12 protein-coding genes, 1 tRNA gene and 1 pseudogene are annotated in these 10,854 nt (G+C 73.0%); 7 read left to right on the plus strand and 7 right to left on the minus strand.

Annotated elements, in window-relative coordinates:
* The first annotated feature begins 41 nt into the window (after window positions 1-41).
* Entirely contained in the window at window positions 42-1,019 is a 978-nt protein-coding gene (locus ACZ63F_RS31720) for a LysR family transcriptional regulator (RefSeq protein WP_469716269.1), read from the plus strand.
* A 13-nt stretch (window positions 1,020-1,032) separates the two neighbouring features.
* On the opposite strand, the gene ACZ63F_RS31725 is transcribed toward ACZ63F_RS31720, so the two are convergent.
* A complete protein-coding gene (locus ACZ63F_RS31725; RefSeq protein WP_351955979.1) occupies window positions 1,033-1,503 on the minus strand; it encodes a Dps family protein in 471 nt (156 codons plus the stop codon).
* A 131-nt stretch (window positions 1,504-1,634) separates the two neighbouring features.
* On the opposite strand from ACZ63F_RS31725, the gene ACZ63F_RS31730 reads away from it, so the two are divergent.
* From ACZ63F_RS31730 to ACZ63F_RS31750, 5 genes are all read left to right on the plus strand, one after another.
* A complete protein-coding gene (locus tag ACZ63F_RS31730; protein WP_469716155.1) occupies window positions 1,635-2,408 on the plus strand; it encodes a sulfite exporter TauE/SafE family protein in 774 nt (257 codons plus the stop codon).
* Window positions 2,409-2,535: 127 nt separating this feature from the next.
* Window positions 2,536-2,700 (plus strand): 50S ribosomal protein L33, encoded by a 165-nt coding sequence (gene rpmG / locus ACZ63F_RS31735; RefSeq protein WP_093497749.1) that lies wholly within the window; start codon window positions 2,536-2,538, stop codon window positions 2,698-2,700.
* A gap of 41 nt (window positions 2,701-2,741) precedes the next feature.
* Window positions 2,742-3,002 carry a type B 50S ribosomal protein L31 gene (locus ACZ63F_RS31740; protein ID WP_181808960.1) on the plus strand — a complete coding sequence of 87 codons (261 nt, stop codon included), beginning with the start codon at window positions 2,742-2,744 and terminating at the stop codon, window positions 3,000-3,002.
* A 34-nt stretch (window positions 3,003-3,036) separates the two neighbouring features.
* Window positions 3,037-3,159, plus strand: coding sequence for a type B 50S ribosomal protein L36 (ykgO, locus tag ACZ63F_RS31745; protein WP_046728129.1), 123 nt, complete (start codon window positions 3,037-3,039; stop codon window positions 3,157-3,159).
* A 124-nt stretch (window positions 3,160-3,283) separates the two neighbouring features.
* Window positions 3,284-4,030, plus strand: a complete 747-nt coding sequence (locus tag ACZ63F_RS31750) for a cobalt-precorrin-6A reductase (protein ID WP_469716160.1) — start codon at window positions 3,284-3,286, stop codon at window positions 4,028-4,030.
* A gap of 78 nt (window positions 4,031-4,108) precedes the next feature.
* On the opposite strand, the gene cobF is transcribed toward ACZ63F_RS31750, so the two are convergent.
* Window positions 4,109-4,891 (minus strand): precorrin-6A synthase (deacetylating), encoded by a 783-nt coding sequence (gene cobF, locus ACZ63F_RS31755; protein WP_469716162.1) that lies wholly within the window; start codon window positions 4,889-4,891, stop codon window positions 4,109-4,111.
* Between the two features lie 45 nt (window positions 4,892-4,936).
* Entirely contained in the window at window positions 4,937-5,446 is a 510-nt protein-coding gene (locus ACZ63F_RS31760; protein WP_469716163.1) for a DUF309 domain-containing protein, read from the minus strand.
* A 107-nt stretch (window positions 5,447-5,553) separates the two neighbouring features.
* Between ACZ63F_RS31760 and ACZ63F_RS31765 the strand changes: the two genes are divergently transcribed.
* Window positions 5,554-5,627, plus strand: a tRNA-Pro gene (locus ACZ63F_RS31765).
* A gap of 17 nt (window positions 5,628-5,644) precedes the next feature.
* Here ACZ63F_RS31765 and ACZ63F_RS31770 read toward each other — a convergent pair.
* The 4 genes and pseudogenes from ACZ63F_RS31770 to ACZ63F_RS31785 form a co-directional block, all read right to left on the minus strand.
* Window positions 5,645-5,845 (minus strand): annotated as a pseudogene (locus ACZ63F_RS31770) (hypothetical protein); the annotation flags it as partial.
* Between the two features lie 158 nt (window positions 5,846-6,003).
* Entirely contained in the window at window positions 6,004-7,959 is a 1,956-nt protein-coding gene (locus tag ACZ63F_RS31775) for an SIR2 family protein (RefSeq protein WP_469716167.1), read from the minus strand.
* Between the two features lie 27 nt (window positions 7,960-7,986).
* On the minus strand, window positions 7,987-9,537 hold the full coding sequence (locus ACZ63F_RS31780; protein ID WP_469716169.1) for a hypothetical protein: 1,551 nt from the start codon (window positions 9,535-9,537) through the stop codon (window positions 7,987-7,989).
* 108 nt (window positions 9,538-9,645) lie between these two features.
* Entirely contained in the window at window positions 9,646-10,707 is a 1,062-nt protein-coding gene (locus tag ACZ63F_RS31785) for a macro domain-containing protein (protein WP_469716171.1), read from the minus strand.
* Window positions 10,708-10,854: the final 147 nt, after the last annotated feature.

Raw genomic sequence — 10,854 nt, forward strand, 5'->3', positions numbered from 1 at the left:
AGTCCAACGAGAGTTACGCACGGCTAGTATGCGTGAACGTCATGGACTTCAACGACGTGTCACTGACCGCGCTGCGGGTCTTCCGCGCCGTCGCCGAACAGGGCACCTTCACCGCCGCCGCGGCCTCGCTGGGCTACACCCAGTCGGCGGTGTCCCGGCAGATCGCCGCGATCGAGCGCGCGGCGGGCGCGGAACTCCTCGAGCGGCGGCGCGACGGGGTACGGCTCACCGCGGCCGGCCGGGTCGTCATGCGCCGCGCGACGACCGTGCTCGACGAGATCGAGGCGACGGCGAGGGAACTGTCCGGGCTGCCCGGAGAGGGCGGGACGGTCCGCCTCGGCTGGTTCCCCACCGCGGGTGCCGTGCTGGTCCCGCTCGCGCTGACCGCGCTCCGCCGGACGGACCCCGGCCTCCAGGTCATCGGCCGTGAGGGCACCACCCCCGCGCTGGTGCGTGCCCTGCGCGCCGGCAGCATCGACCTGGCCCTGCTCGCGTCGGCGCCGCCGTTCCGGGCGCCGGACGCCGAATCGCCCCCGCTCGTGCTCCAGACCCTGACCGAGCGCGCCCTGTGCCTCGCGCTGCCGGCCGGCCATCCGCTGGCCCGCGGCGACTTCGTCGACGTGGCCGACCTGCGCGGGCAGCGCTGGATCGCCGGTTCCGCCTCGGGCGAGGACCGGTTGATGGGGGTGTGGCCCGGCCTTGACGAGCGGCCGGAGATCGCTCACGTCGCCCGGGACTGGCTGGCCAAGCTCCATCTCGTCGCCGCCGGCTGCGGGCTGACCACCGTACCGGCGGCCCTGGCCCCCGCGGCGCCGGCCGGTGTCCGGATCCTGCCGGTCCGCGGCGGGCCGCAGGAGCAGCGCCGCCAGCTGCTGGCCCGGCTGCCGCACCCGCCGGCCGAGGCCGTCACCCGGGTGGCGGCCGCCCTGCGGGCGGCGGCGCTCGACACGGACGTACCTGACAGGGCGGGCCGACCCGAGCGAGTTGCTCGTCCGGAGCGGCCCGAGCGGCCCGAGTGAGTCCTCGGCGCGCTCAGTTGTTCTCGGCGGCGAACATCCAGCGCTGCTTCTCCAGGTCGGCGGTGATCGAGATCAGCAGGTCCTGGGTGACCGGGTCGGGCTCGTCGGTCGCGGCGATCCGCTCGCGCAGCCGCCCGATCGCCGCCTCCAGGGTCCGCACCATCAGGTCGACGACCTCGTCGTCGCGCAGCCAGCCGTCCTTGGCACCGGGCAGCGAGAAGGCCGCGGCGACGGTCTCCGGGCGGCCGTCCGGCGGCACGCCCAGGGCGGCGGCGCGCTCCGCGACGGTGTCCGAGTAGGCGCGCGCGGTGGCGACCACCTCGTCGAGCTGGAGATGGATCGAGCGGAAGCGCGGCCCCACGATGTTCCAGTGGGCCTGCTTCCCCATCAGCGACAGTCCGAGCAGATCCACCAGGGTCTCCTGGAGGGCACCCCCGGTGACCCGGAGCGCCTGGTCGGGCAGCGTGCTCTTCACCACGGACATGGTGCGCGTCTCCCTTCTGAGCTGTGCCGTCGTCGCGGCGCGGGTGCCCTGGCGCACCGGCCGCAAACACGGCCGACCAGCGAGACGGTACTTACACCATCCGGTTGTCCGGACATAACATCGGTTCCCGCATGAACACGATGACGCTCTGGCACATATCCGGCTGGGAGTTCGCCGCCCTGGCATTCGCCGCTCTGCTCGTCGGCTTCTCCAAGACCGCCGTCAGCGGGGCCAACACCGTCAGCCTCGCCGTCTTCGCCGCCGTCCTCCCGGCCCGCGCCTCCACCGGCGTCCTGCTCCCGCTGCTCATCGCGGGGGACGTGCTGGCCGTGGCGACCTACCGGAGGCACGCCCACTGGCCCACGCTGTGGCGGCTGTTCCCGGCGGTCGCGGCCGGCGTGGTGATCGGCACGCTGTTCCTGGTCCGGGCCGACGACGGCGTCGTACGGACCTCGATCGGCGCCATCCTGCTGCTGATGGCCGGGGTCACGCTGTGGCGGCGCCGCACGGCCGACCGTCCCGACGACCCGGACGAGGTCACCACCCGCGCGGGCCGGGCGAAGGCCGGTTCCTACGGCGTGCTCGGCGGTTTCACCACGATGGTCGCCAACGCGGGAGGCCCGGTGATGTCGATGTACCTGCTGTCGGCCGGCTTCCGCAAACTCGGCTTCCTCGGCACCTCGGCGTTCTTCTTCCTGATCGTGAACCTCTCCAAGGTCCCCTTCAGCGCCGGCCTCGGTCTGATCGACGGCAACTCGCTGCTCCTGGACGCCGCGCTCGTCGTGTTCGTCGTGCCGGGTGCGCTCATCGGCAGGTGGGCGGTGCACCGGATCAACCAGCGGCTGTTCGAGCAGCTGGTCATCGCCGCGACGATCCTGGGCGGCCTGCAGCTTCTGCTGCGCTGAGCGGTCCGCCGGCCGGTCCTCGGCAGGTCCGGCGACCCGGGAATGCGACGGGGGGAGGTGTTGTTGCACAGGTCGTGAATGACATGCCCGGATCAAGAACTTCGGGTGTGGGCGAAGGGAGAACCTCATGGCACGCAGCACCGCGCGTCCCGTCGTCAGGCTGAAGTCGACGGCCGGGACCGGAGTCACCTACGTGACCCGCAAGAACCGCCGGAACAACCCCGACCGGCTGGTCCTGCGCAAGTACGACCCGGTGGCCGGCGCCCACGTCGACTTCCGCGAAGAGCGCTGAAGCCGACCGCAAGCACACCGGCAGCCAAGAGAGGAAACCCCATGAAGGCCCGCATTCATCCCGCGTCCCGACTCGTGGTCTTCCGGGACCGCGCCGCGGACACCGCGTTCCTGACCCGCTCCACCGCCGACTCGTCCCGGACGATCGAGTGGGAGGACGGCAACACCTACCCGCTGATCGACGTGGAGATCTCGTCCGCGTCGCACCCCTTCTACACCGGCAGGGCGCGGGTCCTGGACAGCGCCGGCCGAGTGGAGCGCTTCGAGCGCCGTTACGGCCGCACCGCCGCCGCCCGCGGCTGACCGGCCCGGCGACCGACCCGAGGAGAACAGAACCATGAAGGTACGCAAGTCCCTGCGCTCACTGAAGGCCAAGCCCGGCGCCCAGGTGGTCCGCCGACGCGGCGTGGTCTACGTGATCAACAAGAAGGACCCCCGGTTCAAGGCCCGTCAGGGCTGACCGGGGTGCGGTTCCACGACGGCCGCCCGGCGCATCCCGCCGGGCGGCCGTCGTGCGTCACGGCGTCGGCCGGCCGACCGGCCCCACGGCGTCGCCCCCTGCGCAGGCCCCGTACGCTCGCCCCATGTCCCCGCACGTCCTGATCCTCGGCGGCACCGCCGAGGCCCGCCGGCTCGCCACCGAGTTGTCGGGGCGCCCCGGAGTCCGTGTCACCACCTCGCTCGCGGGCCGGGTCACCCGGCCGGGCACGCTCGCCGGCGAGGTGCGGATCGGCGGGTTCGGCGGCGCGGCCGGCCTCGGCGACTGGCTGCGCGAACACCACGTGGACGTGCTGGTGGACGCCACCCACCCGTTCGCCGGGACGATCACCGCGAACGCGGCCCGCGCCGCCCGTGCCACCGGGGTCCCCTCCGTCGTCCTGCGCCGCCCGGGCTGGCAGCCGCGCCCCGGCGACGACTGGCACCCGGTCCCTTCCCTGCCCGCGGCGGCGGCCGCGCTGCCCCGCTTCGGCCCCCGCGTCCTGCTCACCACCGGCCGGCTCGGCCTGTCCGCCTTCGCCCACCTGACGGACCGGCACTTCGTCGTACGGTCCGTGGAACCCCCCGAGCCGCCCCTGCCCCGCCACACCGAAGTGCTGCTGGCGCGCGGCCCGTTCACCGTCGCCGACGAGACCGCGCTGCTCACCGGGAACCTGATCGACGTCCTGGTCACGAAGGACAGCGGGGGAGCGGCCACGGCCGCCAAGCTCACGGCCGCACGGGAACTAGGGCTGCCCGTGGTCGTCGTACAGCGGCCCCCGCTGCCGGACGGCGTGACGGCGGTGCCCGACGTCGCCGGCGTACTGGAACGGCTCGGGCTCGCCCCGGCGTGACCACCCCGGACGTCAGGCCGTCCTTGCGGCGGGCGCCGGCTCCGCCGGCTGTCATAGCGGCAGGGGCCCGGGTACCGCTCAGCCCTCCTTCGGAACCTCCGGGCGGCGGCGCAGCAGATACGTGTCCATGATCCAGCCCTTGCGCTCCCGTGCCTCGGCCCGCAGCCGCTCGATGCGCGGACCGGCCTCGGCGATCGGACCGGAGGCCAGGATCTCGTCCGGGGTGCCGAGGTACGCGCCCCAGTAGATGTCGATGTCCTCGTCCGCGTACCGGCGGAAGGCCTGGTGCGCGTCGAGCATCACCACCACGTCGTCCACCCCGTCCGGCAGCCCCTCGGCGAGCCGCCGCCCGGTGGTGATCTGCACCGGCCGGGCCACCCGGTTCAGCCCCGTGCGGTGCCGGGCCGCCAGCGCCGACACACTGCTGATCCCGGGCACCACGTCGTACCCGAACCGCACCGTGCCCCGGGCCAGCACCTCCTCCAGGATCGCCAACGTGCTGTCGTACAACGACGGATCGCCCCACACCAGGAACGCGCCCGTCTGCTCCTCGCCCAGCTCGTCGCGGATCAGCCGCTCGTAGATGTCCGCGCGGGCAGTGCGCCAGTCGCCGACGGCCGGCGAGTACGCCCCGCCGCCCGCGGCCCGGTCCCGCTCCGGGTCCCGCGCCTCGACCACCCGGTAGCCGCCGTCCGGTATGTGCGTGCCGAGCATGTCCAGGCGCAGCTGTGTCAGGTCGCTCTTGACCTCCCCCTTGTCGAGGAGGAAGAACACGTCCGTGCTCTTCAGCGCCCGGACCGCCTGGAGGGTGAGCTGGTCGGGGTCGCCCGCGCCGATACCGATGACATGAATCTCTCGCACGTCCCCGAGTCTGCCGCATGCCACTGACAGCGGGTCACCCCGGTGCTACCCGGGGCCGCACAGCCGGGGCGCCTCGCCCTTCGCGTCGACGCTCCCGGCGCCACTCTCCACCCGCCCGGCCAGCTCCCGCGCCCACCGCGCGAGCCCGTCGACGTCGATCCCGTACGGCCGCGCCCCGCCGCCCCCGCCCGCCCACTCCTCCACCGCACCCGCACCGCGCCGCAGCAGCCGCGCCCCGCCGGTCACGTTCCCGCGGGCCGCGTGCGTGAGCCCCACGGCCAGCTGGGCGAGCCCCCGCCACAGCGTCCGCTCCGCCTCGGGTCCCGACTTCCAGGCGTCCTCGAACACCTCGTGCGCGTGGAACGGCTTCCCCGCGTCGAGCAGCGACTGCGCCTCGGCGACCGTCGCCCGGGGAGTCCGTACGACCCCCTCGGGCTGCCGCTCGACGCCCGGCGCGCCGTACGGCAGCGGCCGCCCCAGCCCGTCCCGCGGCCGGGCACTGCGCGCCCGCCCCTCGGCGTCCCGGTCCCGTCCGCCACTTCCCACGTCTCCCATACGACCGATTGTCTCCCCAACCGTCCCCCGCCCTCTTTCTGCCCTCCCGGGTACGTGGGGTAAGGTGCTGTTCACGCGATCACGCGGGTCACCGCGAGCGAACGCATCGGGACGTGGCGCAGCTTGGTAGCGCACTTGACTGGGGGTCAAGGGGTCGCAGGTTCAAATCCTGTCGTCCCGACTGGAGACAGTCGCAGGTCAGGGCCGATTTCGGAGGTGTCCGAAATCGGCCCTTGATCGTTCTTGAGACCAGGTGGGGCTCGGCAGTGAGCGAGGTGCGCACAGCACGCCGAGGTGTGCGGAGAGCGCCGCCCCTGCGGCCCTGCTCTTGTGTACGTCAGGGTGCAGGTATCGCTGAGTGGTGGTCAGAGAGCCGTGGCCGGCGGTCGGCAAGCGCCTCGCGATGGTTCCGTACGGCGGACCGGGACTCAACCGGAATGGGCTGGTAGGGCACCTCGACCGGCACGCGGCCGACACAGAAGAGATCACGACCGTCTCAAAGGGCTTCAGGACCCACTCCAGATGGCCTGGCTTGTCCATGGCGGAAGCCACTGGGCTCAGCAGAAGAAGAACTCGGGTGCCCGGGACGGGCCCGGCGCCGTCAGCAGGGCTTGTGCGTGGTGCGCGTGCCGGCGGGCGCCTATCCGCGTCGCGGCGGCCAGCGCCACGCGAGCGTGGTCGGGCGGGTGGTGGCGTTCGGCCTCCAGCATCGCGAGGCCGAGATGGGCCTGCGAGGCGTGCAGCGGGTAGGGAGACCCGGCCACCTTCCGGTACAGGCGCATGGCCACGTCGGTTTCCCGCGTGTGCACGCGGGCGAACTCGGCGCGTTCGAGGAGTACCGCGTGGCGCATGAAACGGTGGTTCCGTGCATAGCGCAGGCGCTGCCTGCTCTTGGCCCGCCGGAAGCGTTCGGCTTCCGCCAGCGCCTCCTCGAAGCCGCCGTCCGGACCCCGCAGCCGCAGCACCGCCAGCCGTGCCACGAGGACGCTGGCCACGCCGTCGTCGAGCGCTTCGGCCTGGAAGCGGTCCTCGCTGCGCTGGAAGTGGGCGGTCGCGGCCTCGGCATCCCCGTCACGGACGGCCAGCCCGCCCCGTATGAAGTCCGCCCAGGCGACCCACCTGTTGGCCGCGAGAGCGGCGTACGGATCCAGATCCTGCTCCAGGCAGGTGCGGGCTTCGTCCAGACGATCCGCCCACATCAACGCGAGGGTCCGCTGGAAGGCGGCGTGGGCGATCCGGACGGGGTGCTGCTCCGCGCGCGCACTGTCCCAGGCGGTGGCAGCCGCATCCGCCGCGGCATCGAGCGACGCGGAGCTGCGCAGCGCGGCGGAGCGCAGGATCCACAGGGTGGACAGGCTGTCGGCGGTCAGGTTTTCGGTGCCGCGCAGCACCGCCCGGTAGCTGCCGGTCTTGGACAGCACGGTGAGCCGCTTGACCCCGGCCAGTCGGCGTACCGTGGCCAGCCGTCCCACCGGAGGCAGCAGCCGGGCCCCGCTCAGCGCCCACGCGATCGAACGGCCACCGTGGTTGAGCCGGAGTTCGATCAGCCCGCGGACGGCGTGCCGGACATGGGCGGGACGTACGAGGAGTGCCCGGTAGCTTCTGCGGGCCGCCCCGATCTCGCCCAACAACCCCTGCAGCACGGGTTTCGCCCGTTCGTAGGGCCTTCCCGGCAGCCGGGGAAACACCGGCTCGGGCTGCTCGAAGAGCCGCAGCACCAAGGCCTGGTCGACATCGGCGAGCCCCTCGGCCCGGCACCAGTGGACGAAGTCCCAGGACGGGTTGGGCCCGCCGGGCGGTGCCTCGGGCGGTCTGGGCACCGGCGGTCGCAGGTGCAGACGGCCGGCCGCCTCCTTGCCGGCCAGCAGGAGCTTCTTGTGCCGGTCTGCGGCCGGGTCCGGCAGGTCGAACCAGAGCACGTCCTCCGCCGTGGCGAGCACGTCGTCCCAGATCGGCTGGAAGTCCAGGTCGAAGCCCCGATAGCCGAGGAAGACCACCGTGCGGCCCGCCACGTCGGCCCGCAGGCGTTCCTCCCACGCGGGGGGCAGGCCACGGAGTACCGCCTCGGCGTCGACGATGAGTTCGCCGCCGAGGGTGCCGTGGGGCTTCAAGAGCTTCGCGCCGTGGGCGGGGGCCGCGGGCCAGGCACACGGAACGAGTCCGGGGCCGGCCGCCCGTTCGATCAGATGGTCGAAGTTGACAGTCCACACCGTTGCGCCGGCAGCCGCGAGCCGGGCGACCGCGAGGTGGGCCGCGTTGGGCTCACCCGCCCCGAGCACGTCGTTCAGCCAGGGCACGACCGTCACCCCGCCGCGTGCCAGAGCGAGCATGAAGACCTCGGGGGCGAGCTTCGCGTAGGCGCTCGCCCGCGGGTCGTCCGGACGGTCACCGACCAGCCCCAGTTCCAGGAGGACCCGCAGGCGGAGTCCGTCGAACATCGGCAGCCCGGCGGGCACGGACCGGGAGGCGCCGGCCCCGATGAACAGGAACAGGTCCCGGGCTCTGACGGTCATGTCGTCCCTCCGGCGCGGTACGCCATGTCACTCGTCCGATGCGGGCTTGCGGTCCGGCCTGGCACGCACCAGGAAGACCAGGACCAGGGCGGTGAGGGTGAGCGTCAGCCAGCCCACGTGGATGCGTCCGTGGCCGAAGGTGCCGGGCAGCCCCAGCACCCATCCGCCGACGGTGGTCAGCAGCACCACGTGAGGGAGGGCGAGTCCGGCGGTACGCAGCGCCGAGTCCCGCGTGCGGACGAACGGTTCGCCCGTGAACGCTGCCCACGCCACCGTGCACAGCAGCACACACGCCAGGGCACCGAGGATCGCCACGCCGAGTCGTCCGGGGCCGCCGTGGGTCAGGTACGCCGTGGTCTCCCGGGCCACCACCGGCACGAGGACTGCCGCCAGGACCAGTACGGCGGTCGGCAGCAGGACGATGCGGACGCTGCGCGGGACCGTCGTGACCAGCGCCCGTACCGCCCTGCCCAGGACATGTGCCGCGCAGATCAGTGACATACGGGCCCGGCGCAGCAGGATCACGGCCTGCCGGAACAGGAAGTTCGCCAGCCGGGCGACGGCCCTGGCCGCGTGGTGACCGGTCAGCCGCAGGACGTTGGCGGCGAAGGCGACGCAGCGCAGGGCCGCCGTGACCAACTGGTGACGCAGTTCGAGCACCAGGACCTGGACGCGGCCGGCGAAGGATCGCGGTGGTGCCCCTTTCCAGCGCCTGTCGGCCGGTGTCCACCGCAGCATGGCGGGTCTGCCGGGAAGCGTGGCCTGGCGGGTACGGAGGTCGACCAGTCCCCAGCCGTCCAGCGCGCCCACCAGCAGTGCGGCCAACAGCGCGCCGGCGAGGCTGCCGACCGCGGCCATCAGCAGCCAGCCGCGCACCGCGGGCAGCCGCAGCAGCCAGCCCGCAGGCCCCTGGTCGAGCAGCAGGCTCAGCAGAAGCGCCAACGGTGCGGCGGCCATGCCCGAGGCGATCATTCCCACCGCCCGGCCGCCGGAGAGGTCGTCCGGGTTGGGCCGTCGGGCACGACGAGATCGGGTCCTGCCGCTGTCCGTCCGGTCGGTGAGCCTGGCGCTGGTCCAGCCCAGCCAGGCCAGTGCGACCAGCGCCGCCGACACCGTGCCGATGATCCGGTGCCCGTGCGTCCCCGTCACCGCGGTCAGCGCGGTCACCGCGCAGGCCAGTGCCCACAGGAGGAGGGCGGCGGTCCGGCCGACCGGGTAGTGCCGCAGGGGCAGTGCGAGTACCACCGCCCCCGCCAGCACGGCCAGCACAGTCACTGGCATCGTGCTCGCGGTCTGCGCGGCCACGGTGAACACCCCGCACACCACCGCGCGCAGCAGGTTGACCACCAGCCACCGGGTCCGGGTCGGTGCGGACGTCGAGAACGGCAGGAGGCGCTCGTGGGAGCGGCAGTACACGTCGTGGGCCTCGATCGCCCCAGGGGCGCAGTCGCTCTCGGGGCAGCCGGACGCCACGACCGGCCGTTCGGCACCGAGCCGGAGGTACCAGGGACGGCGGTCGGGGGCACGGACGTGCACCCGGTCGGGGGCCAAGGGTTCGGCCGAGTAGACGGATTGCACGGGTGTTTCCCTTCTGGCGGGTGTTGTGGCCGGTGCTTCCGGCGGGCAGAGCGGACGGACCGCCTGGCCCCTGCTGCGCAGGGGGCGGGCAGTGACTGGTTCGGCGGCTCAGCGCTCGGTGCGGCTGCCGTCGGCCAACAGCGCCAGCGCGCCGTGGCATGCGGCGAGTTCGGCGTCGGTGTAGGCGAGGACGTAGACGGCACGGAGCGGCATGGGACGGTCGGAGGAGAGGTACTCGTACGCCGCCGTCAGCAGCGTTCTGGCGGTCTCGACCGGATCGGCGCCGGCCTCTCCCGCCCCCAGCAGGGGGAACACGACCGAGGCGGGCGGTTCGCACAGCGATCCGGCGTCGGGCAGCCCCGGGCGCTCCGCCTCCCGCAGCGCGTTGGTCACGCACCGGGCCAGGGCGCGTGTCTGCTGGTAGCCGTGGGCGGGCTCGCCGATCACCGAGGCGATGTGCACAATCCGGCGCACCTTGTTACGGGTGGCCAGTTTCCCGGGCCCGGTACTGATCGCCGTACCCGGCATGACGGGAGTGCGGCCTGTCACCTGGCGGGCCAGCTCGTCGGCGACGCAGTCCTCCACGACGCGGCCGGAGGCGTCGCGCCGGGCGCCCTCGTAGCGGATGAGGCCGGACACCGAACGCTCGTGGAAGCGGGACATCTGCATGTCGGTGTTCTCCGAGTTGACCCAGACGTCGACGAAGTCGACGTTCTTCAGATCGCCGGTGATGATGCCGAGTTCGCGCCCGGGCTGCCCGGCCACCGGGTGGCGGTGCACCCGGGTCGCCGTGAGCCGCCGGGGTTGCCGCATGACGGTGGCCGCGGCGAGCTGGGCGCGCAGCCGTACCGTCTCGGCCCTGCTCTGCCGCAGCAGTTCGCCCGGGCGGTCCAGCGCCAGGGCCTGCTTGTGCACCCGGAAGCAGCCCTGCCACACGACGAGGAAGAGTGCGGCCGCGCCGCCCACCCGGAAGCCGAGGGCCTTGCCGCTGACGGTCTCCCCCGGGAAGAAGCCGAACAGGACCAGGTCGACACCGAGGGCCACGCACAGCCAGGCCACGACCAGCACCACGGGTCGCTGCTCGGCGGTGGTCCCCACGCGACGCAGCACCATGCCGATGCCGAGCAGGAGCAGAAGGGCCGCCGTGCAGAGGGCGGGGACGTTGGTCATGGTGTCGTCTCCGGGAGCCGGGGCGGGAGCGCCTGCATGAAACGGGACATGCAGTCAGCGAACCGGCAACGTGAATGTTGGTGAAGTGGTTGCCGCAAGCCCGTACAAGGCCGGACAGTCTCCGTACGAAGCCGTACGGCGGGACCG

The sequence above is a fragment of the Streptomyces sp. NPDC104761 genome (genome assembly GCF_055583445.1).

Bases quoted from the DNA above. Each gene is read 5' to 3' on its own strand.
- ACZ63F_RS31720 (WP_469716269.1), top strand. From the start codon at position 42: ATGGACTTCAACGACGTGTCACTGACCGCGCTGCGGGTCTTCCGCGCC.
- ACZ63F_RS31725 (WP_351955979.1), bottom strand. From the start codon at position 1,503: ATGTCCGTGGTGAAGAGCACGCTGCCCGACCAGGCGCTCCGGGTCACC.
- ACZ63F_RS31730 (WP_469716155.1), top strand. From the start codon at position 1,635: ATGAACACGATGACGCTCTGGCACATATCCGGCTGGGAGTTCGCCGCC.
- rpmG (WP_093497749.1), top strand. From the start codon at position 2,536: ATGGCACGCAGCACCGCGCGTCCCGTCGTCAGGCTGAAGTCGACGGCC.
- ACZ63F_RS31740 (WP_181808960.1), top strand. From the start codon at position 2,742: ATGAAGGCCCGCATTCATCCCGCGTCCCGACTCGTGGTCTTCCGGGAC.
- ykgO (WP_046728129.1), top strand. From the start codon at position 3,037: ATGAAGGTACGCAAGTCCCTGCGCTCACTGAAGGCCAAGCCCGGCGCC.
- ACZ63F_RS31750 (WP_469716160.1), top strand. From the start codon at position 3,284: ATGTCCCCGCACGTCCTGATCCTCGGCGGCACCGCCGAGGCCCGCCGG.
- ACZ63F_RS31760 (WP_469716163.1), bottom strand. From the start codon at position 5,446: ATGGGAGACGTGGGAAGTGGCGGACGGGACCGGGACGCCGAGGGGCGG.
- ACZ63F_RS31775 (WP_469716167.1), bottom strand. From the start codon at position 7,959: ATGACCGTCAGAGCCCGGGACCTGTTCCTGTTCATCGGGGCCGGCGCC.
- ACZ63F_RS31785 (WP_469716171.1), bottom strand. From the start codon at position 10,707: ATGACCAACGTCCCCGCCCTCTGCACGGCGGCCCTTCTGCTCCTGCTC.